We start from the raw sequence: 21956 nt of genomic DNA, 5'->3' as shown, positions 1-21956 counted from the left end.
GGGGGGGGGGTGGGGCGGGGGGGGGGGGGGCGGGCCGGGGGGGGGGGGGGGCGCCGCCCCGGGGGGGGGGGGGGGGGGGGGGGGCCCCCCCCCGGGGGGGGGGGGGGGCCCCCCCCACGGCCGTTCCGCGGTGTCAGGAACCCGGAAGCGCGTCGGACCAGCCCTCGGCGTCCACGACGCGGATCAGCCCCTCCTGGACGACGGAGCAGACGAGCCGGCCGTCGCGGGTGTACACGAGCCCCCGGGCCAGGCCCCGGGCGCCCTGCGCGGTCGGGGCCTCCTGCGCGTAGAGCAGCCACTCGTCGGCGCGGAAGGGCCGGTGGAACCACATCGCGTGGTCGAGGCTGGCCATGGAGATGCCCGCGAACGAGCGGCCGTGCCTGAGCAGGACCGTGTCCAGCAGGGTCATGTCCGAGGCGTAGGTCATCAGGCAGACCTGGGTCAGGCGGTCGTCGGGCAGCTTGCCGTCCACCTTGAGCCACACCGGGTTGGTGGCGGTCCGCAGCTGGGGGTCGCGTTCGGCCTCGAAGGACAGCGGACCCACCGGGCGCAGTTCGATGGGGTGCCAGCGCACGAACCCCGGCACCCTGCCGAAGGCGGCCTGCAGGCGCTCGCGCGCGCTCGGGAGGTCCTCCGGCGGCGGCACGTCGGGCATCGGGATCTGGTGGTCCAGCCCCGGCTCCTCCTTGTGGAAGGAGGCCGACAGGGTGAATATCGGCTTTCCGTGCTGGACGGCCACCACCCTGCGCGTGGTGAACGAGCGGCCGTCCCGGACCCGGTCCACCTCGTAGACGATCGGCACCTCGGGATCCCCGGGGCGTATGAAGTACGCGTGGAGGGAGTGCACGTGGCGCTCCGAGGGAACGGTGCGTCCCGCCGCGACCAGCGCCTGGCCCGCCACCAGCCCGCCGAAGACGCGCTGCGGCCCCTCCGCCGGGCTGCTCCCCCGGAAGATGTTCACCTCGATCCGCTCCAGGTCGAGGACGGCCAGCAGGCCGTCCAGGGACTGGCCCCGCGACCGCGCGTCGGCGCTCTCAGTCATTCGCTGCTTCCTCCCCGTTGCCGCCGGCGGGGTCGCCCATGACGTCCGCCGGCTCCGCGCCCGAGACCAGCGCGAGCACGGCCTCACCGTAGCGATCGAGCTTGACGGCGCCCACGCCGGACACGGCGGAGAGCTGGGAGACGCTCGTGGGCTCCTGTTCGGCGATGGCCTGGAGGGTGGCGTCGGTGAAGACGACGTAGGCGGGGACCTTCTGCTCCTGCGCGTTGGCGCGGCGCCAGTCGCGCAACCGCTCCAGCAGGGCCTCGTCGTAGCTGGAGGGGCAGTCGAGGCAGCGCCCCAGCTTGCGCTCGGCGGCCTCGCCCAGGGCGTTCCCGCACACCCGGCAGCGGGCCACGCCGCTCTTGCGGCGTTCGGCCCGCTTGGCGGCCGTGGACGGCGAGGCGGGCCGGAGCCCGTCCAGGAACCGGGAGGGCTTGCGGCTCTTGCGCCCGCCGGGCGAGCGCGCCAGCGACCAGGACATCGCCAGGTGCTCGCGGGCGCGGGTGACCCCCACGTAGAACAGGCGCCGCTCCTCCTCCACCTGCTCGTCGGTCTCCGCGTAGATGATCGGCATCATGCCCTCGGTGAGGCCGACGAGGAAGACGGCGTCCCACTCCAGGCCCTTGGCCGAGTGCAGGGAGGCGAGGGTGACGCCCTCGAAGCCGGGCGCGTGCTCGGTGGCCATGCGCACCTCCAGCTCGTCCACGAGGTCGGCCATGGTGACCGCGCGGCCGTCGGGGGCGGGCTTGGCGGCCATGTCCTCCGCGAGCTGGGCGAGCGCCGCGAGCGACTCCCAGCGCTCGCGCGCCTGGCGGCCCTCGGGCGCCTGCTCGGTCAGTCCGAGTTGTCCGAGCAGCTGGCGGACCGTGTGCACCAGGGGCTCGGGGGCCTCCCCCGCGGCCTCGTGCCGGGCGCCGCGCAGGGTGTGCACGGCCTGCTTGATCTCGGGCCGCTCGAAGAACCGTTTGGTGCCGCGCACCGTGAACGGCACGCCCTCGTCGGCCAGCGCCTGCTCGTAGGCGGCCGACTGCGAGTTGGTGCGCACCAGGATCGCGATCTCGCCGGCGGGCGTCCCGTTCTCCATCAGGACGCTGATCTTGCGGGCGACCCCGGTGGCCTCGGCGGGCTCGTCCTCGTACTCCTGGTACATGGGGTCGGGCCCGTCGGGCCGCTGCGCCTGCAGGGTCAGGTGGCCGGCCGAGGTGGTGCCGCGGGCCTGGGCGATGACGTGGTTGGCGACCCGCACCACCTGGGGCGTGGAGCGGTAGTCGCGGACCAGCCGGACCACGGTGGCGTGGGGGTAGCGCGCGGCGAACCCGGTGAGGTAGCCCGGGGTGGCGCCCGCGAACGAGTAGATGGTCTGGCTCGGGTCGCCCACCACGCACAGGTCGTCGCGGTCGCCCAGCCAGGCGTCGAGGAGGAGCTTCTGGAGCGGGTTGACGTCCTGGAACTCGTCGACGACGAAGTAGCGGTACTGGTCGCGCACGCGCTGGGCGATGGCCGGGTACTCGTTGATCATCCCGGCTGTGAGCTCGAGCATGGACTCGAAGTCGAGCAGGTTGCGCTCGCGGCACAGCGCCTCGTAGGCCTCGAAGACCCGGGCGATCTCGCCGGGGGGCATGGGGGCCTGGCGGCTCGTCTTGGCGACCGTCTTCTCGTAGTCGGTGGGCCGGACCTGGGTGACCTTGGCCCACTCGATCTCGCTGGCCAGGTCGCGCAGCCCGGTGCGGTCGGGCTGCACGCCCACGGAGTTGGCGGCGCGGGCGACCGCCTGGAGCTTGCTCTCGATCAGGGTGGGCTTCTCGCCGCCGATGACCTGCGGCCAGAAGAACGACAGCTGCCTCAGGGCGGCGGCGTGGAAGGTGCGGGCCTGCACGCGGGGGGCTCCGAGCCCGCGCAGCCGCCCGCGCATCTCACCGGCGGCGCGTGCGGTGAAGGTGACCGCGAGCACCTGCTGCTCGGACACCACCCCGCTGGAGACCGCGTGGGCGATCCGGTGGGTGATGGCCCGGGTCTTCCCTGTTCCGGCGCCGGCCAGGATGCACACGGGGCCGCGCAGCGCCCGCGCCGCCTCGGTCTGCTCCGGGTCCAGTCCCTCCAGGACGCGGTCGGGGTCCATGGTGCTCCTGCTGTGATCGGGGCGGCTGTTCGGGTGCGGGGACGGGGATGATGTCCGGGGGCACAGTCTCTCAAGTATCGGTTGTGGCGGCGAGCGGATCGGCACTCTGCCCCGATCGAGCGGAATGACACATTCCAGAACCAGTTGGGCCTGTGAGGCGTCCCACGTTGTGTCGCACGGTCGCGGGAAGCGGGCCGGACCACTCGGTGTTGAGATGTTGGACCGGACGAAATACCAGCGATCGTAGGCAGAAGGACGTGAGCGAGATGACGAGTACGGCGACCGAACAGTTCACGATGTACACCACCCCCTGGTGCGGGTACTGCAAGCGGCTCAAGAGCCAGCTCTCCCGCGAGGGGATCACCGGCGGTGAGGTGAACATCGAGGAGCACCCCGAGGCCGCCGACCTCGTCATGAAGGTCAACGGCGGCAACCAGACGGTGCCGACGCTGGTCTTCAGCGACGGGTCGGCGATGACCAACCCGTCGCTCGCTCAGGTGAAGAAGAAGCTGGCCGAGCTGTCGTAGGACGGTACGCGTGCCGCGGTCGCACCCCGGGGTGTGACCGCGTTCCGTGTCATGGGCCCCGATCGTGACCGACGACGGGACTCCTCCGACGGCGCTCGGGCGCTACCAGGCTCGGACGAGGACGACGGGGAGTGTTGAGTTGGGGGACGACATGAGGTCTCATGACATAGCGGTCGCCGACACGGTGGACACCGGCGTGGTGCGCCGCACCCCGAACGGGTGGCGCGTGGGCAGCGGACAGGAGGTGCCCGACCTGGTGAGCGCGATGGTCCTCGCGGACCTGCTGACCGGTGAGTCGGGGACCGGCCGCCCGCGGTCGCAGGCGCCCGGCCGGGCCCCCGAGGGGGCCTCCGAGGTCGAGCGGCTGCGGCACACCATCGCGCAGCTGGAGCACGCGCTGCACTCGCGCGTGGTCGTGGAGCAGGCGATCGGGGTCCTGGCGGAGCGGCACACGATGGCGCCCCGGGAGGCGTTCGAGCGGCTGCGCTCGTCCGCCCGCTCGCGGGGACGGAAGGTGGCCGACCTGGCACGGGACGTGGTGGAGAGCAGCACGAGCCCTCTCACCTCGCTCCCCGACGAGTTGAACACCTCCCCCGGCTCCGGCTGAGGGGCCGGGGTGTCCGGCGGCCGGAGGCGGCGGCGGTGCGCGGCGCCCCCGCGCGCGAAGGCGTGCGGGGGGAGTGCGCGACCGCCCCGCCCCGACGGCCGCGTCACGTGACCGGCCGGCCCGGCCCCGGGATCCCGGCCTCCCCTCCAGGGTAGGCGCCGACCGCGGGGGGCGCAGGCCCCTCCGCCCGCCTGTGGACGGCCGGGGCTCCGGTCACCAGCCCCCGGGGAGCTCCGCCCCGTACCAGTGCTCGATGAGGGTGCGGGCGATCGACACCCGGCCGGGCAGCAGGACCTCCCCGGTGTGCACCGCCTCGGCCAGCTCGGGCCGGGTGAACCAGCGGGTGACGGCGATCTCGTCGTCGGTGCGCTCGGTCTCCCCGACGGCCCGCGCGGTGTAGCCCATCATCAGGCTCCGGGGGAAGGGCCACGGCTGCGAGGTGAGGTAGCGCGGCCGTTCGACCACCACGCCCGCCTCCTCGGCCACCTCCCGCACGACGGCCTGCTCCAGCGACTCCCCCGCGTCCACGAACCCGGCCAGCACGGAGAAGCGCCGGGCGTCCCAGTGGGGGTTGTTGCCGAGCAGGACCTCCTCGTCGCCGCCCCGGTCGCGGTGCACGAGCATGATCACCGCGGGGTCCATCCGGGGGTACTGCTCGGTGCCCTCCTCCTCGCACACGCGCACGTGGCCGGACGCGGCCGGAGTGGTGCGGGCCCCGCAGCGGGGGCAGAAGCGGTGGGTGGCGTTCCAGTTGGCGAGGGCGACGGCGCGGGTCAGGAGGCCCGTGTCGCGGTCGTCGAGGACCGCGCCGACCTCGCGCAGCGACGCCGGCTCCGCGACGGGGGTGGCGAGCAGCTCCCGCGGGGAGCACACGGCGAAGTAGGCGCGGCCGCCCTCGGTGCCGAGCAGGTAGCGCTCGCCCTCGGGCGCGTCGCGGGTGGCGGTGAGCACGAGTCCGCGGGTGTCCCCGGTGGTGACCAGCGCGCGGGACTGCTTGGCCATGAGCGCCTGCCAGCCGTGGCTGCCCGGGTCGCCGCCCTCCAGCACCAGGACCTGGGAGTCGGGGTCCGCCCACGCCTTGGCCAGCCAGTCCTCGTCCACGCGCCTGTGTCCGGCGGCGTCGACGGTGGAGCGGGAGAGTGAGGGGATCGCGTCGGCGTCCATGGGTCCTTCCAGGGGTCGGGGAGGGCCGTCCGCACGACCCCCGTATACAGGGGTAACACCCCGGAGGGCTCCGTGCATGCCCGTTCCCGGAACACACGCGGCGGCCGCGTGCGCCCCGGGGCGCGGAAGGGGGCTTCAGGCCCGGGTCGCGGAGCCCAGTTCCTCCCACAGGTAGGCGATGCTCTCCGCGCCCTTGAGGAGGAGGGGGATCTCCACCTTCTCGTTCGGGGCGTGGATGCGGTCCTCGTCCAGGCCGACGGCGACGAACACCAGGGGCGCGTCGAGGATGTCGGCGATGTCGGCCTCGGGGCCGCTGCCGCCCTCGCGGGTGAACAGCACCTGCGTGCCGAAGGCCCGCTCCATGGCCGAGCGCGCCGCCTTGAGGGCGGTGGAGGACAGGTCGGAGGCGCAGGCGCGGACACCGGGGCCGCCGAACTCCAGTTCGGCCCGCAGCCCGGCGGGGGTGTTGGCCTCCACGTACGCGCGCACGCGGTCCTGGACGCGCAGCGGCTCCTGGCCCGGCACGAGCCGGAAGCTGACCTTGGCGTGCGCCGAGCGCGGCACGATGGTCTTGCCGCCCGCGCCGGTGTGCCCTCCCCACATGCCGTTGATCTCGGCGGTCGGCCGCAGCCAGATCCGCTCCAGGGTGCTGTAGCCCTTCTCCCCCCAGGTGGCGGTGGACGCGGCGGTCTCCAGCCACTCCCCCTCGTCGAAGGGCAGCCTGGCGATGAGGGCCCGCTCCTCCGGGTCCGCCTCGACGACGCCGTCGTAGAACCCGGGGACCGCGATGCGGCCGTCGTCGTCGTGGAGGCCGGACAGCAGGTCGCTCATGGCCTTGAGAGGGTTGGGGACCGCCCCTCCGAAGGAGCCGCTGTGCAGGTCGCGGGCCGGGCCGTACAGGTTGATCCCGACGTCGGTGACGCCGCGCATGCCCACGCACATGGACGGGGTGTCGGCGGCCCACATGGTGGTGTCGGAGATGACGGCGACGTCGCAGGAGAGGCGGTCGCGGTTGGCCCTCATCAGGTCGGCGAAGTGGACCGAGCCGGACTCCTCCTCGCCCTCCACCAGCAGCTTGACGGTGACCGGCGGCGCGTCGGCCCCGCTGGCCGCCAGGGCGGCGCTCACGCCGAGGGCGTGGAAGAGCACCTGGCCCTTGTCGTCGGAGGCTCCGCGCGCGAACAGGGAGGCGCCGCGCCGGGTCGGGGTGAACGGTTCGGTGTCCCACTCCTCCACCGGGTCGACGGGCTGGACGTCGTGGTGGCCGTAGACGAGCACGGTGGGGGCGCCGGGGTCGGCCGCGGGCCACTCCGCGAACACGGCGGGCAGACCGGGGGTCTCCCACACCTCGACGGTGGGGAAGCCGGTCGCGGCGAGGTGGTCGGCGAGCCACCGCGCGGACCGCCGCACGTCGTCGTGGTGCGCGGGGTCCGCCGAGATCGAGGGGATCGCCAGCCACTCCCCGAGCGAGGCGAGGAACTCGTCCTTGTGGGCCTCGATGTGGGCGCGCGCGTCCATCTGCCCGTCCTTTCCTAGACGTCCTTGTCGTGATCGAGCCTAGAACCTGGACGAACCGGTCACGCCCGGCCCCGGCGGCACGGTGCGCCCGTGCGGTGCCCTCCCCGCTCCCCGCCCTTCCGGGGCGGGCGGCCGGCGCGCGGGACCGGGGGCGGCGGGGCCGTCGGACCCCTGCCGCCGTGCCCGGGCGCGCGCGGGGCCGGAGGGCCGGCCGGCCCCGCGCGCCCCGGTTCAGCCGCCCGTGGCCTCGCGCCAGGCGTCGAGGTACTCGGGGAGGCGGGCGTCGATGTCGTCCCAGTCGGGCTCGAAGACCTCCACGCCCTCCATCAGCTCCTCCAGCGCCTCGGCGTCCTCGCCCTCGGAGGCGACGTCGGTGCGGGCCGGGAAGCCGCCCGCGACGGGGGCCACCCTCTGCTGGGCGTCCTCGGTCAGCAGGAAGTCGAGGAGGGCGCGGCCGTTGTCGGCGTTGGGGGCGCCCTCCATGAGCCCCGCGGTGTAGGGCAGGGCGAAGGTGGTGGGGTCGCCGCCCTCCCTCGCCGGGAACCAGATCCCGAGGTTGGGCATGGTGCGGGACTGGGCGTGGTTCATCTGGACGTCGCCGTTGGCGACGAGGAGCTCCCCCTTGTCGACCTTCGGGCCGAGCGCCCCGGTCGACGAGGAGGGGCCGACGTTGTTGGCCTGGAGCTCGCCGAGGTAGTCCATGGCTGGCTCCAGCCCCCCGAAGTCGTGCATCGCCTGGATCACGACCGCGGTGCCGTCCCCCGCGACGCCGGGCGTGGAGTACTGGAGGCGGCCCTCGAACTCGGGTGCGAGGAGGTCCTCCCAGGTGGTCGGGGGCTCGGCCAGCTCCTTCTTGTTGTACACGAACGCGAAGTAGTTGTTGACGACGGCGGTCCACTTGCCGTCGGGGTCCTTCACGTCGACGTTCTCGGAGCCCTCGGGCTCGTACGGCTGGAGGAGGCCGAGGCCGTCGGCCTGCTGGATGAAGGGCGGCAGGGTGATCATGACGTCGGCCTGGGTGTTGGTGCTCTCGCGGTCGGCGCGCTGGACCATCTCCCCGGAGCCGCCCTCGACGTACTGGACGGTGAGGCCGGTCTCCTCCTCGAACTCGGCGAAGAGCTGGTCGAGCCACCCCGTGCCCTCCTCGTCGCGCAGGCCGTCGGCGGAGTAGACGGTGACGGTGTCGGCCGCGGCCTCGGTGGGGGCGCAGGCGGCCAGGGCGGCGGCGAGGGCGAGGGCGGACGCGGTGGCGGCGGCCGTCCGGATGCGTGCGGTCATGGCGGTGCCTCTCGGTTCGGGCGGAGCTGGCGGGACGGAGGGGGGCGACGGGCCGGGGCGGCGGGGTCGGCGCCGCGCCGGGTCAGCGGAACGACGCCCGGGTGCGGACCCGGGACAGCAGGAGGAGGACGAGCAGGGTGGTGGCCATCAGGACGAGGGCGGAGGCCGCTCCCGAGAAGAGGGCTCCCCGGTCGGTGGCGGCGAAGATCCGGACGGGCAGCGGCATCCAGTCCGGCGGGTAGAGCATCATCGTCGCGCTCAGCTCGCCCATGGACAGGGCGAAGCACAGGCCGGCGGCGGCGCCGAGCGCGGGCAGCAGCAGCGGCAGGCGGACCTGGAGCAGGACCCGCGCCGGCCTGGCGCCGAGGGAGGCCGCGACCTGGGAGTACACCGGGTCGAGGCGGTCGAGTGCCGCGGAGACCGACTGGTAGGCGAAGGCCGTGACCAGCACCGTGTGCGCGATGACCACGATGGCCTGCGTGCCGTTGAGCAGGATCGGCGGACGGCTGAACGCCACCAGGAGCGCCAGGCCCACCACGACCGTGGGGACCGCCACGGGCAGCATGAAGAGCGCGTCCAGGACGGCGCGGCCCCGCCGGCGCAGGGAGGTCGCGACCAGGGCCGCCCAGGTCCCGGCGGTGAGGGCCAGCAGGCCGGCCACGGCGGCGGTGACGGCGCTGACCCGCAGCGCCTCCAGGGTCCCGCCGCGGGTGAGGCCCGAGAAGTTGTCGAGGGTGGGGCCGGAGGGCAGGACGCCGCTCCAGCTGGTGGAGAAGGCCGCGGCGGCGATCACGCCCAGCGGCAGCAGGAACAGCGGCAGCGCCAGGGCGGCGAAGAGCCCCCACACCGCCCAGCGGGCGAAGCGGTCATGCACGAGCACGGCGGCCTCCGTCGGAGCTCAGGCGGGCGGTGGCCGCCCGGTAGACGAGGTAGAGGGAGACCGACAGGGCCGCGTTGACCGTGGCGACGACGCAGGCCGTCGTGTAGTCGGACCGGAGGATCGCCGCCTGGTACACGAGCATGGGCAGGGTGACGACGTCCTTCGCCCCCGTGAACAGGACGATCGCGAACTCGTTGAGGCACAGCACCAGCACGAGCGCCCCTCCGGCGACCAGGGCGGGCCCGGCCTCGGGCAGGATCACCTCGCGCACCACCCGCAGGGGCCTGGCCCCCAGGGACGAGGCGACCTCCAGCTGCGCGGTGTCCAGCTGGCCGAACGCGGCGAGCAGGGGCCGCATGACGAAGGGCGTGAAGTAGGTGATCTCGGCGAGGATCACGCCCCAGGGCGTGGCGAGGAACCGGAAGGGCCCGCTCTCCGCGCCGGTCAGGTCGGTCCACATCCCGTTGGCCATGCCCACGGTGCCGTAGACGAACAGGAGCGCCAGGGTGATGAGGAAGGACGGGAAGGAGAGGTAGGTGTCGATGAACCGGGCGGTGGCGCCGCTGCCGGGGAAGGGCACGAACGCCACGACGAGGGCGAGCAGGAACCCGAGCACCAGGCAGCCCGCCGTGGAGGCGACCGCGACGAACACGGTGGTGCCCAGCGCCGACCGGAACGACTCGGAGCCCAGGACGTCGGCGTGGTGGGCGAGGGTGAGTCCGCCGCCGGGAGCGGCGACGGACTCCGCCGCGACGAGGACGAGCGGGTAGAGGAAGACCGCCGCGAGCAGCGCCACCGGGGGCACAGCCCACACCCACACGGGGAGCCGTCGCGGGGCGCGCCCCGGCACGGGGTCCGCCGGGGGCTCCGGGGCGCGGGCCGCGGGCGGCGCGTCCGCCTTCGGGGCCGGGTACGCGGTCACGATGCCTCCTCCGGGGTGAGCAGGACCGCGTCCCGCCGGGTGAAGCCGAGGGTGACCGTGCTCCCGGGCTCCGGCGGGGCGGGGCTCTCCGTCAGCTCCGCCGTGACCGGGTGTCCGCCCACGAGCGCGGTGACCCTGTGGGTGGAGCCGCGCCACTGGACGTCGGAGACCACGCCCTCCAGGGTGTGCTCGGCCTCTCCCAGGGCGACCCGGTGCGGGCGCAGGCACACCCGGAGGTCGTCGCCGTCCGAGGCGCCCGGGGGCAGGTCGGCGGGGTCGGCGTCGAGGACGGCGCCGAGGCAGTGCACGCGGCCCCCGGTCAGGCGGGCGGGCAGCAGGTTGGCCCCGCCGACGAACCGGGCGGTGAAGGCGGCCCGGGGACGCCCGTACAGTTCGCGGGGCGTTCCGTGCTCGCGCAGGCGTGCGCGGTCCAGCACGGCGACCCGGTCGGCGAGGGTCAGCGCCTCGCTCTGGTCGTGGGTGACGTAGAGGACCGTGACGTCGGGCAGTTCGCGGTGCAGCCGGGCGAGTTCGGCGAGCATGTCCGAGCGCAGCTGCGCGTCCAGGGCGGACAGGGGCTCGTCCAGGAGGAGCACGCGGGGGCGGATGGCCAGGGCCCGGGAGATGGCCACGCGCTGCTGCTGCCCGCCGGACAGCTCGCGGGGGTGGCGGCGTGCGTAGTCGGCCATCCCGGTCATGCCGAGGGCTTCCTCGACGCGCCCGGCGACCTCCCTGCGGGGCACGCCCTGGGCGCGCAGGCCGAAGGCGACGTTCTGGTCGACGCGCATGTGCGGGAAGAGCGCGTAGCTCTGCACCACCATGCCGACCCCGCGGGCGTACGGCGGGAGGCCGGTGACGTCGCGCCCGCCGATCAGGACGCGCCCGGAGGCGGGCCGGACGAACCCGGCCACGGCTCGCAGGGCCGTGGTCTTGCCCGAGCCGGAGGGGCCGAGCAGGGCGGTGAACCCGCCGGGTTCGACGGTCAGGTCCAGGTCGTCGAGGACCACGGTGTCCCCGTAGGCGACGCTGACGTGGTCGAAGCGGATGCCCACGGCTCAGCCCTCCCGGTCCGCGAGGAGCGCGGGCAGGTCGGCGACGCCGTCCAGGACGTGCGTGGCCCCGGCGGCGAGGAGCGCGTCCGCGCCGTGGGCCCCCGTGCGGACGCCGGCGACGACCGAGGCCCCGGCCCGCAGCCCGCTGCGGATGTCGGCGGCGGTGTCGCCGACGACGGCGACGGCGGCCACCGAGCCGACGCCCGCGCGCAGGGCGGCGGTGAGCACCATGTCGGGGTGGGGCCGCCCCCTCCCGCCCGCGTCGGCGGGGCAGAGGGTGAGGTCGGCGATGTCCTCCCATCCCAGGGCCCGGAGGATCCTGTCCTGGGTGTCACGGGCGAAACCCGTGGTCAGCGCGGTGGTGCGGCCTTCGGCGCGGAGGCGGCGCAGGGTGTCCCCGGCTCCTGGCAGGGGCGCGCAGAGGCCCTGGTCGACGAGCCGGGCGTAGGCGCGCTCGAAGGCCCGGTTGGCCTCCTGGGCGCGCTCCTCGTCACCGCCCGTGAGGTGGCGGAAGACCGAGATCTTGGATTCGCCCATGGTGGCGCGCACGTGGTCGGCGGCCTCGGAGGTGTGCTCGGGCAGGGCGGCGGCGAAGGCCCGCTCCACGAGCCCGTCGTCGGCGACGGTGGTCCCCGCCATGTCGAGGACGACGAGTTCCACGGGCGTGCGGTGTGCGTCGGTACGGTTCACGGTCACCATTCCAGTTCGTCGGCGGTCGTCTCGGCGATGGCGGGCGAGCAGGTCATGCCGCGCCCGCCGGGGCCGGTGACCAGCCAGGCGTCGGGCCCGACGGAGGCGCGGTGCACGACCCGGGAGGGGTCGGCGCACTGGGCGTAGACGCCCGCCCAGCGGCGGCGGAACGGGGGCAGCGGGCGGCCGAGGAGGCGGCCGGCGACCTCCGCGAGGTGTTCGTAGGGGTCCTCCTCCGTGTCGAAGGAGAACGGGGCGTCGTACTCGTGGGTGTCGCCCACGGTCAGGGAGCCGTCGGCACGCTGGACCATCAGGAGCTGCATGCGGTGGCGGTCGGCGACGGCCGCCTGGGGCTGGCCGGCGTTGAGCGCGTCCAGGGCGGGCCCCCGGTAGGCCGGGTAGTAGCGGAAGCTGTCGCCGTCGGCGACGGAGGTGGTGAGGGTCTCCCCCAGGGGGGCGGTCTCGGCCATCTGGAGTCGGACACGGCGGACCGGCAGGTCGGGGGCGAGTTCGCGCACGAGTCCGCCGAGCCAGGCGCCGGTGCACAGGACCACGGCGTCGCCGCCGTGGATCCGGCCGCGGTCGTCGCGGACGGCGCCGGGCCCCGCGAGGTCGCGGACCTCGCACCCGGTGACGAGGGTGTAGCGGCCGCTGCGGGCGAGTTCCCCCTGGAGGGCGGCCTGGGCGGTGCGGGGCTCCACCTGGGCGTCGCTGCGGCACCAGAGCGCGCCGAGGACGTCGCCGCGCAGGGCGGGGTTGACCTCGCGGACCCGGGCGGCGTCGAGGAGCCGGTAGCCGCGCTCCTCCGCGTCGTGGGCCCCGGCGGCGGCCTCGGCGACGGCCAGCTCCTGCTCCGTGGTGGCGACCGTGAGGGAGCCGGAGGGGCGGAACCCCAGGCCGGGGATCCGTTCGGCGATCTCCTCCCACAGGACGCGTGCGCGGCGCGCGGACTCCAGTTCGGCTCCGGGGGCGCGTCCGCCGACCCAGACCAGGCCGAAGTTGCGGACGGAGGCGCCCCGGGCTGCCTCCTCGCGTTCGAGGTGGACGACCTCGTGTCCCCGGGAGACGGCCTGCCAGGCGTGCATGGTGCCGAGTACTCCGGCACCGACGATGATCACTCTCATGGTTCGAGGTTCGGGGGCGCGGATGGAGAGCACCGAGCGAGGTGGGGACGCCCCGGTGAACCACGGTCGAACTATGGACTAGACCCGTTATCTTCTCGTTATAAAAAGGAGGCTCGTCGACCGCCGGACGAGCGGGTCGGGACGCGGCGCGGGAGGGCGGGGGCGGCCCCGGGCCGGTCGGCGCCGCAGGCCCGGGCACGACGCCGGACACGGCCCGGCGCGGTGACCGGGGAGGGCCGCGGCCCCGGCGGGTTCGAGGGCCCGCACCCCCGGCGGGGGCGGGGTCCTCCGGGTCACCACCCCTGGCGTCCCACCGGCAACGGTTCCGGGCGGACCGCCGGGAGGTGTTCCGGGGACGCGGCGTACGGCGCGTGCGGGGCGCTCCCCCCAAGGCCGAGGAAGGAGCCGGGGCGGGGCCCTGTCGACGGACGAGGACTCCGCGGGCTGGGGACAGACGGACGCGAACCCGGGACGGCCCGCGGGACACGGGCCCGGGACGTGTTCCGCGGACGCGGCGAGGGGCGTGCCGGGGCGACGCGCAGCGGGGCGGGCGTCCGCGGAACGGCCCTAGGAGTCCCGCCCGTCCCCGGACAGGCGGGTGGTGAAGCTGAAGCGGTCGCCCCGGTACAGCGAGCGCACACGCTCGAAGGGCCGGCCCTCCCCGTCGCGCGACACCCGGTGGATGAGCAGCATCGGCAGCGCCGGAGGGGTCCCCACCAGGAGCGCCTCACGCGGCGCCGCCAGCACCGTCTCCAACCGCTCGTCCGCGTCGGCGAACGCGATGCCCAGCCTCTCCCGCAGGTAGCCGTAGAAGGTCGAGTCCGGGTCGAACTCGACGTCCAGGCGGGGGGCGCGGGCCACCGCGATGTAGGTGGACTCCAGGCCCACCCGCTCGTCGTCGGCCAGCAGCACCCGCTCCATGTGCCAGACCGGTTCGCCGACCGCCAGCCGGAGCTCCTCGGCGAGCCGGGGCGGGCACGGCCAGCTGCGCAGGTCGATCAGGGACCGCCCCGGCCTCCGGCCCTGTCGGCGCACGCCCTCGGTGTAGCTGGCCAGGGACAGCGGCTGCTCCAGCTTGGGGCCCGCGGCCACGGTGCCGCGCCCGAGGCGGCGCAGCCTGCCCTCCAGCAGCAGGTCGCGCAGGGCCTGCCGGACCGTCTCCCGGGCCGCGCCGAAGCGCTCGGCGAGCTCCCGCTCGGTGGGCAGCGCCTGCCCCTCGGCCAGCTCGGACACCAGCTCCGTCAGGAGTATCCGCACCGCGTAGTACTTGGGGACCCGTCCGTGCTCGGGCACGCCCGCGCGCACCGGTGCACTGCTGTCCTGGGGGATTCCTGGGCTCGACACGCGGGACATTGTCCCGCACGCCGGTGAACGCCCCGGCAACGCCGGGGGACGTCCACGGGCGTACCCGCGCCGGGTCCCCGGGGCCCGGGGAGGCAGGAGGCGGGGACCTGGCGTTCGGAGGCCGGGGACAAGGGGCAGGGATCGGAGCCCGGGAGGCCGGGGCAGGGAACGGGCGCGCGAGGGCCGGGGGACAAGGACAGGGAGCGGGCGCGCAGGGGCCGGGAGACAGGGGCAGGGAGCCGGAGCGCGAGGGCCGGGAGACAAGGGGCGCGGACCGGCGGCGGAACCTTTCCGGGCGCGGGAGACTCAGAGGAGCACGGGGCGGGAAGGGCCCGCCCCACGACGAGAGGACGCACGTGAGCACCACCCCCGCCGAGGCGACCGCCGTGAGGTTCAGCCGCCTCTTCGACGCCCTCGACTCCGACCACGACAGTTCCGTGACCTGGGCGGACTACGAGCGCCTGGTCGAACGCTACATCGAGGGCTACGGCCTGGACCGGCAGGAGCGCAAGGCCCAGGCCGTCCACGCGTCCTACCAGATGCTCTGGCTGGAGCTGCTGCGCCACTCGGGCGCCGAGGCCGCGCGCCTGGACCGGGAGCGGTTCGTCCGGGCCATGCACGCCGCCGCCGAGGACCGGAGCCGGTTCAACATGACGGAGGGCGTGGCCGAGGCCGTCTTCGACCTCCTCGACACCGACGGGGACGACCGCGTCAGCGCGGCCGAGTTCCTCCACTACGCGCAGGTCCTCGGGGCGGAGGCGGCGGACGCCGCGGACCGGTTCGCCGTCCTCGACCCCAACGGTGACGGGTTCATCAACCGCGAGGAGTTCGTCCTGTCGTCCCGCGAGTACCTCTTCGGCGACGACACGCGCTCGCCGGGCGGGTTCGTCTTCGGCGTGGTCTGAGGACCGCCGCGGCCCCGGACCGGGCGCGGGGCGCCGCAGCCCGGTCCTCCCCCCCCTGTGCGCGGACCGGCGGTCGCGGCAGCACCGGCCCGGACGCGGCGCCGGTCCTGCCCCGCGCACGTGGGCCGGTGCCAGGGCTCCGTCCCCGCGCACCCTCGGCGCCGGTCCTCCCCCCGCGCGGGCCGTCCCGCGGGACGGCGCCGGGGACGGCCCCTGCGCAGGAGGCCGGCCGCCCCCGGTGTCAGCCCGGTTCGGGGACGGCGGAGATCAGCGCCGCCAGGCCGTCGGCGTCGAGCAGGTCGGCGGGGCGCACCGTCCTCCCCGCGAGCACGTAGTGGAACGCGGCCCGCACCTCCTCCGGGCCCACCCCCGCCAGGTCGGCCCAGGCCAGCCGGTAGGCGGCCAGCTGCACGCCCACGGCGCGGCGCTCCGCGTCGTTGCCGGGCGGGCGCCCCGTCTTCCAGTCCACCACGTCGTAGCGGCCCGAGCCGGGGTCGTGGAACACCGCGTCCATGCGCCCGCGGATGAGCCGGTCGCCGATCACCGTCTCGAACGGCACCTCCACCTCGACGGGGACACGGGACCCCCACTCGCTCTCCTCGAAGCGGCGCTGGAGCTCGGCCAGGTCCTCGTCCTCCCCCGCGGTCTCGTCCGCCGCGCCCGGCAGCTCGTCCAGCAGGGTCGCCCGCTGGCCGAACCTCTGCTCCAGCCACGCGTGGAAGGCCGTCCCCCGCCGGGTGTGCGGTGCGGGCGGGCGCGGCAGCGGGCGGCGGATCTGCCGGGCCAGGGCCGAGGGGTCCCTGGCCAGCCACACCATGGACGACACCGACAGGTGGTCGGGCAGCTCCACCTGCACGGGTCCGCCGCCCGGCCCCGCGCCCTCGGCGCGGCGGTGCGCCAGCAGCAGCTCGGTGTCGCGCTCCCATCCCTGGAGGCGGCGGCGCAGCCCCGCGGGCGGCTCCGGCCCCTCGTCTCCGGCCTCCCCGGCGAGCAGGCGCGCGCGGGCGCGCTCGACCAGGGCGGCCCCCTCCCGGATCTGCGCACTGCGGTCGGCGGGCCCGTCCGGGGACTCCTCCTCCGGCGGCCACACGGCCGAGCCCTCCTCGTCGTCGTGGGGGTTGGTCTCGTCCTCCCCCGGCGGCGGGGCCCACCCGACGACGGTCCCGGCACCGTTCTCGCACGCCTCCCGGACCTCCTCCAGGAACACCGACGGCCCGCGCGGGGTGGACCCCGTGCGGCCCCACCAGTGGCCGGTGCACACCAGGGCGAACGAGGCACGGGTGACGGCGACGTAGGCCAGGCGGCGCTCCTCCATGAGGTGGCGGTCGTGCTCGGCCCGGCGGAAGTCGGCGATGGCCTCCTTGTCGACCCCGGCGAGCCGGGGCAGGCTGTCGCGGTCGCCGCGCAGCGGGTAGGGCAGCAGGTGGTCGGCGCGTGCCCAGGCGAGGGGGTCGCGGGCCTTGGCCGGGAACAGCGGGGACCCCTTGCCCGCGCTGATCCCCGGCACGATCACGACCGGCCACTGCAGGCCCTTGGCGCCGTGCATGGTCATGAGCTTGACGCTGTCGGAGCGGCCGACCCGTTCCCCGGGCGCGAGCCCGCTCTCGTTCTCCTCGGCGGCGTTGAGGTAGCCGAGGAAGCTGCCCAGGGTGGGGTCCTCGCTGTTGCCGACGAAGCGGACGGCGTGGTCCACGAACGCGTCCAGGTCGGCGCGCGCCGACAGCGGGTCGCGGCCGGTGCGGGAGCCCACCTCGATGTCCAGGCCGAGCATCCGCTCGACCTCGGTGACCAGGTCGGGGATCGGCTGGCCGACGAGCTTGCGCAGGACCCGCAGCTCCTCGGCCAGGCGCCCCAGTCGCTCGTAGGCCGTGTCGGAGTAGTTCTCGGCGGCGCCGGGGTCGTCCACCGCGTCCACGAGGCTGCCGCTCCCGGCGGTCAGGTCCAGGACGGTACGGCGCAGGAGGTCGTCCTCCGCCCCCCGCCCGTCCCCGCCCGGGTCGGGCGAGGTCACGTCGCGCCGGGTGTGGCGGGCCAGCTCGGTGGCGCGGGCGCCCAGCGCTGCCAGGTCGCGGGGGCCCAGGCGCCAGCGGGGGCCGGTGAGCAGACGGGCGAGCTCGTTCCCGGCGGAGGCGTCGTGGACCACGCGCAGGGTGGCGATGATGTCGCGGACCTCGGGCACCGTCATGAGCCCGCCCAGTCCGACGACCTCCACCGGGATGCCGCGCGCCTCCAGCGCCTCGCGCAGCGGCGGGAACTGGGACCGCTTGCGGCACAGCACCGCGACGTCGCCGGGGCCGACTCCGCCGTCCTCGGCCCCGCCCGACTCACCCTCGGGCCAGGGCAGGGAGTCGGGGGCGGTCCGGGCTCCGCCCGGCTGGTCGGGATCGGCGTGGACCAGGCGGTGCACCTGGTCGGCGATCCAGGCGGCCTCCTCGGTCTCGGTGGGGAACAGCGCCGTCAGGGCGGTGCCCCGGCCGCGCCGGGCGGGCCCGGGGTGCAGGACGGGGACGTCGCGGGCCTCGGCGCGCAGCTCCTCGGAGACGCGCTCGGCCACCCGCAGGACGCGCTCGCCGTTGCGGAAGCTCGTGGACAGGCGGCGCACGGACGCCGGCCTGCCGGGGGCCGCCGGGAAGTCGGTGGGGAACCGGGTGAGGTTGGCCGCGATGGCGCCGCGCCAGCCGTAGATGGACTGGCAGGGGTCGCCGACCGCCGTCACCGGGTGCCCCTCGCCGAAGAGGGAGCGCAGCAGGACCAGCTGTGCGTGGCTGGTGTCCTGGTACTCGTCGAGGAGGACCACCCGGTACCTGCCGCGCTCGATGAGCCCGACCTCGGGGTGGTGCTCCGCGATGCGGGCGGCCAGCGCCATCTGGTCGCCGAAGTCCATGGCCTCGCGCGCGTGCTTGGCGTGGTTGTAGCGGTCCACCAGCGGCAGGAGCTGTTCGCGCCGGCGCTGGGCGGCGACCAGGTCCCGGGTCTCCTTGGTGGGCTTGCGGGTCATGCCGTCCACGCCCGCCTGGATCCACCGGCCGATGCCGCGCACCCGGTCGGTGGTGGTGAGGTGGTCGGCGATCTCCCCGGACAGGTGCAGGACCCGCTGGGTGACGGTGTCGGCCCCCACGGTCACCAGGTCCATGGGCCCGTCGTACCCTCCGACGACCCTGGCGGCGATCTGCCAGGACTGGCCCTCGCTGAGCAGCCTGGACGTGGGTTCGACGGCCTCGCGCAGGGCGTGGTCGGCGACGATGCGCCCGGCGTACGCGTTGTAGGTGGACACGGTGGGCTCGCCGTCGAGCAGCTCCTCGGGGAACTGCTCGGTGGCGCGCAGCTGCTCCAGCCTCTTGCGCACCCGCTCCGCCAGCTCCGCGGTGGCCTTGCGGGTGAAGGTCAGGCCGAGGATCTGCTCGGGCCGCACGTGGCCGTTGGCGACCAGCCACACCACGCGCGAGGCCATGGTCTCGCTCTTGCCCGACCCGGCCCCGGCGATCACCACGCCCGGTTCCAGCGGCGCGGAGATGACCTGCGACTGCTCCGCGGTGGGTTCGGGCTGTCCGAGGAGGCGGGAGAGCTCGGCGGGGCCGAGGCGGGGTGGGGGCGGGGGGTCGGGCGGGGTCGCGGGGGAAAGGGGATGGGGTTCAGACATGTCGGCCCTCGTCCTGCACCGGGCAGCAGGCGCGCACGGCGCACGCGTTGCAGCCCTTGTTGCGAATGGCGGTGAACCGCGAGCCGCCCATGCCGCCGGCGACGTCGAACACCAGGTCCTGGGCCCAACGGGGGTCGGGGTCCTCCCCGAGCGGCGGCTGCGGCTGTTCGCGCGCCTTGTGGGTCAGCGCGGCCCCGCCCACCTGGACGAGCGTGGCCCCGCCGGGCTCGGCCAGGCCGAGTTGGGCGAACGCGCCCTTGAGCACGGCCATCTGGTAGACGCCGAGCTGGGGGTGGCGTGCCAGGTCCTCGGCCTTGGTCCGGCCGGTCTTGATGTCCACGACCACGGCGCGTCCCCGGCCGTCGCGTTCGAGGCGGTCCACGCGGCCGGTGATCTCGATGCCGCCGACCTCGACCTTGAACCCCTCCTCGGTGACCACCAGCTCGCGGTCGTTGGACGCGTCCCAGGAGATGAGCTTGCGGACCATCTCGTCGGCGCGCTCGCGCTGCTGGGCCGCCTGCCAGGGGCCGCCGAAGTCCAGGTCGGCCCAGATCTCGTCCATCCGCCCGCTGATCTCGTCGGCGCCGCTGCCCTGGGCGACCAGGACGGCGACGGCGTGCACGACGGTGCCCAGCGCGGACGCGGAGTCGCCGGAGGAGGCCCCGGCGGCGCGTTCGAGGAGCCAGCGCAGCTGGCAGTCGGTGAAGCTCTCCACCTGCGACGGCGAGACGCGGATGGTGTCGCCCTCCCCGGCCAGGGGCCGGTCGTCGCTGAAGGGGGTGAGCGCGTACCACTCCGACGGGTCGGCCCCGCGCACCCCCTCCTCGGCGAGGCGGGCCAGGTGGTCGGCGGCGGCCGTCCGGAGGGGATCGGGCGCGGAGGGGTCGGTGACCACGGAGCGCAGGTCGGCGACGAGCGCGGGCAGGGACAGCCAGCGGCGGCCCGTGCCGACGAGCTCGGGTTCGCCCGTGCCCATCTCGTTGAGGAAACGGGAGGGGCGCTCGTCGGCCCCCTCCCCGCCCACGGCGGTCACGACGAGGGTCCGGCGGGCGCGGGTGAGGGCCACGTAGAACAGGCGGCGCTCCTCGTCCATGAGCTTGGAGGCCATGGCGGCGCCCGAGGAGTCGGCGGCGTGCGCCTCGGCGTCGACCAGCTCCTCCACGCCGAGCAGGGACCCGCGCAGGCGCAGGTCGGGCCAGGCGCCCTCCTGGACACCGGCGACGACGACCAGCCCCCACTCCAGTCCCTTGGAGCGGTGGGCGGTGAGGATGCGCACGGCCTCGCCCTCGGGGGCGCGTTCGGCCAGGCTGTCCCCGGGGATCTCCTGCGCGGCGAGGTCCTCCAGGAACCCGGCGGGGTTGCCGGGGGGCAGCCGGTCGCAGTAGCGGGCGGCGCTCTCGAACAGGGCCACCACGGCGTCGAGGTCGCGATCGGCCGCCGCGCCGCGGCGCCCTCCGGCCAGGCTCGCGCGGAGCAGCCGGTCGGCGAGCCCGCTCTCACGCCACAGCTCCCAGAGGACCTGTTCGGCGTCGGACCCCTTGGCGGTCAGCTCGCGCACGGTCCTCAGGGCCCGTGCCACGCGTCCGGCCGGCGCGGCGATGTCGGGGTCGACCAGGGCGAGGTCGGCGGGGTCGCGCAGGACGTCCACGAGCAGGCGCGCGGCGGGCCGGTAGGCGCCGCCGCCCTCGTGCTCGCGGTCCAGGTCCAGGCGGCGCAGGGCCCGGACGAGCCTGCGCAGCCGCACGGTGTCGGCCTCGCCGAAGGGGCCGGTGAGGAGCTCGCGGGCGGAGTCGTCGTCGAGCAGGTCCGGGGACAGGCCGTAGCGGATGAGGGCGAGGAGGGGCCGCACGAGCGGCTCCGCGGCCACGGGGAGGTCGTCGGCGCCGACCGCGACGGGGACCGACGCGGCGGTCAGCGCACGCCGCAGGACGGGCAGCTGGCGGGTGGAGGAGCGCACGAGCACGGCCATGTCCGACCAGGGGACACCGTCCACCAGGTGGGCGCGGCGGAGGGTGTCGGCGATGACGGCCGCCTCCTGGGTCGGGCTCTCGGCGGTCATCACGCGGACCTCGCCGTCGGGCACGCCGGGGGCCGGGACCAGGTTCCGGTGCTCGTTGACGTGGCCGCGCGCGGACGCGACCGCCGGCAGGCGCCGGGTCAGGGCGCGGGAGGCGGCCAGCAGGGCGGCCCCGCCCCGGCGGGAGGTGCGCAGGGCCACCACGGGCGCCTCGGCCCGCCCGGCGGTCCTGAAGCGGCGCGGGAAGTCGAGGATGTTGTGGACCTCGGCGCCCCGGAAGGCGTAGATGGACTGGTCCGGGTCGCCGACCGCGACGAGGTCGCGGCCGTCCCCCGCCAGGGCCCGCAGGAGCTCCTCCTGGGCGGGGTCGGTGTCCTGGTACTCGTCCACGAACACCACCTCGTGGGCGGAGCGCTCGCGTTCCTGGATCGCGGGGTCGGAGAGCATGTTCGCGGCGACCCGGACCAGTTCGGCGTAGTTGAGGGTGGGCACGGGCGCGACGTCGAACCGGCCCGTGTAGCGGTCGAGGAAACCCGCGGCGGCCACCCAGTCGTCGCGTCCGCGCTCACGTCCGAGGCGTTCCAGCTCGGCGGGGCCCAGGCCCCGCTCCTGCGCGCGCATGAGGAAGTCGCGCAGCTCCTCGGCGAACCCCCGCGTCTCGAGCGCGGGGCGCAGGCGCTCCGGCCACTCCGCCGCTCCGTCCCCCGCCTCCCCCGCCAGCAGCTCGCGGACCTCCATCAGCTGCTCGGGGCCGGACAGCAGGCGCGGGGGGAGGTCGCCCACGCGTTGGAACTCGCGCCGGATCAGCGCGTAGGCGTAGCTGTGGAAGGTCAGGGCCAGCGGTTCGCGGGTGGTGCGGCGCAGCCGCGCGGTGATGCGCTCCCTCAGCTCCTGGGCGGCCTTGCGGCTGAAGGTGAGCACGAGGATGCGCGAGGGGTCGACGCCGCGGTTGTCGATACGGTCGACGACGGCCTCGACGATCGTGGTGGTCTTGCCCGTCCCCGGCCCGGCCAGGACCAGGAGGGGGCCGCCCGCGTGGTCGACCACGCGCTGCTGGTTCTCGTCCAGCACCGGCGGCGGCTGCACCTGGTTGGCGCGCCGCACGAGTCGGTACGGGGATGTGTTCA

16 protein-coding genes are annotated in these 21956 nt (G+C 75.2%); 3 read left to right on the top strand and 13 right to left on the bottom strand.

The genetic code is table 11. The features are described 5' to 3' along the window. Window positions 1–133 precede the first annotated feature (133 nt). Window positions 134–1042, bottom strand: a complete 909-nt coding sequence (gene tesB / locus ACIRPH_RS14375) for an acyl-CoA thioesterase II (protein ID WP_402913973.1) — start codon at window positions 1040–1042, stop codon at window positions 134–136. Next, a complete protein-coding gene (locus ACIRPH_RS14370; RefSeq protein WP_402913971.1) occupies window positions 1035–3161 on the bottom strand; it encodes an ATP-dependent DNA helicase UvrD2 in 2127 nt (708 codons plus the stop codon). The genes tesB and ACIRPH_RS14370 overlap by 8 nt, the downstream gene beginning before the upstream one ends. A gap of 266 nt (window positions 3162–3427) precedes the next feature. Here ACIRPH_RS14370 and ACIRPH_RS14365 point away from each other — a divergent pair, with 266 nt between their 5' ends. Together ACIRPH_RS14365 and ACIRPH_RS14360 are read left to right on the top strand one after the other, a co-directional pair. Continuing rightward, window positions 3428–3688: a mycoredoxin gene (locus ACIRPH_RS14365; RefSeq protein WP_267950259.1), complete on the top strand. Its 261-nt coding sequence runs from the start codon at window positions 3428–3430 to the stop codon at window positions 3686–3688. Between the two features lie 151 nt (window positions 3689–3839). Next, window positions 3840–4295 carry an ANTAR domain-containing protein gene (locus ACIRPH_RS14360; protein WP_330161767.1) on the top strand — a complete coding sequence of 152 codons (456 nt, stop codon included), beginning with the start codon at window positions 3840–3842 and terminating at the stop codon, window positions 4293–4295. 213 nt (window positions 4296–4508) lie between these two features. Here ACIRPH_RS14360 and nudC read toward each other — a convergent pair whose 3' ends face one another. The 9 genes from nudC to ACIRPH_RS14315 all read right to left on the bottom strand — a co-directional run bounded on the left by nudC (window position 4509) and on the right by ACIRPH_RS14315 (window position 14276). After that, the gene (nudC, locus tag ACIRPH_RS14355) at window positions 4509–5459 is read right to left on the bottom strand and encodes an NAD(+) diphosphatase (protein WP_402913969.1); all 951 of its coding nucleotides are present in this window, start codon (window positions 5457–5459) and stop codon (window positions 4509–4511) included. Between the two features lie 135 nt (window positions 5460–5594). Continuing rightward, complete coding sequence (locus ACIRPH_RS14350) at window positions 5595–6977, bottom strand: dipeptidase (protein ID WP_402913966.1); 1383 nt, start codon at window positions 6975–6977, stop codon at window positions 5595–5597. 231 nt (window positions 6978–7208) lie between these two features. Continuing rightward, window positions 7209–8255: a 2-aminoethylphosphonate ABC transporter substrate-binding protein gene (locus ACIRPH_RS14345; protein ID WP_402913964.1), complete on the bottom strand. Its 1047-nt coding sequence runs from the start codon at window positions 8253–8255 to the stop codon at window positions 7209–7211. An 82-nt stretch (window positions 8256–8337) separates the two neighbouring features. Next, window positions 8338–9135, bottom strand: a complete 798-nt coding sequence (locus tag ACIRPH_RS14340) for an ABC transporter permease (protein ID WP_402913961.1) — start codon at window positions 9133–9135, stop codon at window positions 8338–8340. Next, window positions 9122–10057 carry a 2-aminoethylphosphonate ABC transporter permease subunit gene (locus tag ACIRPH_RS14335; protein ID WP_402913960.1) on the bottom strand — a complete coding sequence of 312 codons (936 nt, stop codon included), beginning with the start codon at window positions 10055–10057 and terminating at the stop codon, window positions 9122–9124. The genes ACIRPH_RS14340 and ACIRPH_RS14335 overlap by 14 nt, the downstream gene beginning before the upstream one ends. Then, complete coding sequence (locus tag ACIRPH_RS14330; RefSeq protein ID WP_402913959.1) at window positions 10054–11109, bottom strand: ABC transporter ATP-binding protein; 1056 nt, start codon at window positions 11107–11109, stop codon at window positions 10054–10056. The genes ACIRPH_RS14335 and ACIRPH_RS14330 overlap by 4 nt, the downstream gene beginning before the upstream one ends. Window positions 11110–11112: 3 nt before the next feature. Further along, window positions 11113–11808 carry a phosphonatase-like hydrolase gene (locus tag ACIRPH_RS14325; RefSeq protein WP_402913956.1) on the bottom strand — a complete coding sequence of 232 codons (696 nt, stop codon included), beginning with the start codon at window positions 11806–11808 and terminating at the stop codon, window positions 11113–11115. After that, window positions 11802–12917: a TIGR03364 family FAD-dependent oxidoreductase gene (locus ACIRPH_RS14320; protein ID WP_402914796.1), complete on the bottom strand. Its 1116-nt coding sequence runs from the start codon at window positions 12915–12917 to the stop codon at window positions 11802–11804. Before ACIRPH_RS14320 ends, ACIRPH_RS14325 begins: the two co-directional genes overlap by 7 nt. A gap of 573 nt (window positions 12918–13490) precedes the next feature. Continuing rightward, complete coding sequence (locus ACIRPH_RS14315) at window positions 13491–14276, bottom strand: GntR family transcriptional regulator (protein WP_402913953.1); 786 nt, start codon at window positions 14274–14276, stop codon at window positions 13491–13493. A gap of 347 nt (window positions 14277–14623) precedes the next feature. On the opposite strand from ACIRPH_RS14315, the gene ACIRPH_RS14310 reads away from it, so the two are divergent. Continuing rightward, the gene (locus ACIRPH_RS14310) at window positions 14624–15172 is read left to right on the top strand and encodes an EF-hand domain-containing protein (RefSeq protein ID WP_402913950.1); all 549 of its coding nucleotides are present in this window, start codon (window positions 14624–14626) and stop codon (window positions 15170–15172) included. A 241-nt stretch (window positions 15173–15413) separates the two neighbouring features. Here ACIRPH_RS14310 and ACIRPH_RS14305 read toward each other — a convergent pair whose 3' ends face one another. Both ACIRPH_RS14305 and ACIRPH_RS14300 read right to left on the bottom strand, forming a co-directional pair. Next, window positions 15414–18812, bottom strand: coding sequence for an ATP-dependent helicase (locus ACIRPH_RS14305; RefSeq protein WP_402913947.1), 3399 nt, complete (start codon window positions 18810–18812; stop codon window positions 15414–15416). After that, window positions 18805–21933, bottom strand: a complete 3129-nt coding sequence (locus ACIRPH_RS14300) for an ATP-dependent helicase (protein WP_402914793.1) — start codon at window positions 21931–21933, stop codon at window positions 18805–18807. The genes ACIRPH_RS14305 and ACIRPH_RS14300 overlap by 8 nt, the downstream gene beginning before the upstream one ends. Window positions 21934–21956 lie beyond the last annotated feature (23 nt).

Source organism: Nocardiopsis sp. NPDC101807 (assembly GCF_044766605.1).
In the GTDB taxonomy this organism is placed as follows: domain Bacteria; phylum Actinomycetota; class Actinomycetes; order Streptosporangiales; family Streptosporangiaceae; genus Nocardiopsis; species Nocardiopsis tropica.
Note: the sequence above shows the minus strand (reverse complement) of the source record. Positions and strands in the feature narration are given on the sequence as shown.

Excerpts from the sequence above, each read along its gene's own strand:
- ACIRPH_RS14350 (WP_402913966.1), bottom strand. The coding sequence starts at position 6,977 with ATGGACGCGCGCGCCCACATCGAGGCCCACAAGGACGAGTTCCTCGCC.
- ACIRPH_RS14360 (WP_330161767.1), top strand. The coding sequence starts at position 3,840 with ATGAGGTCTCATGACATAGCGGTCGCCGACACGGTGGACACCGGCGTG.
- ACIRPH_RS14370 (WP_402913971.1), bottom strand. The coding sequence starts at position 3,161 with ATGGACCCCGACCGCGTCCTGGAGGGACTGGACCCGGAGCAGACCGAG.
- ACIRPH_RS14315 (WP_402913953.1), bottom strand. The coding sequence starts at position 14,276 with ATGTCCCGCGTGTCGAGCCCAGGAATCCCCCAGGACAGCAGTGCACCG.
- nudC (WP_402913969.1), bottom strand. The coding sequence starts at position 5,459 with ATGGACGCCGACGCGATCCCCTCACTCTCCCGCTCCACCGTCGACGCC.
- ACIRPH_RS14345 (WP_402913964.1), bottom strand. The coding sequence starts at position 8,255 with ATGACCGCACGCATCCGGACGGCCGCCGCCACCGCGTCCGCCCTCGCC.
- tesB (WP_402913973.1), bottom strand. The coding sequence starts at position 1,042 with ATGACTGAGAGCGCCGACGCGCGGTCGCGGGGCCAGTCCCTGGACGGC.
- ACIRPH_RS14325 (WP_402913956.1), bottom strand. The coding sequence starts at position 11,808 with ATGGTGACCGTGAACCGTACCGACGCACACCGCACGCCCGTGGAACTC.
- ACIRPH_RS14305 (WP_402913947.1), bottom strand. The coding sequence starts at position 18,812 with ATGTCTGAACCCCATCCCCTTTCCCCCGCGACCCCGCCCGACCCCCCG.
- ACIRPH_RS14365 (WP_267950259.1), top strand. The coding sequence starts at position 3,428 with ATGACGAGTACGGCGACCGAACAGTTCACGATGTACACCACCCCCTGG.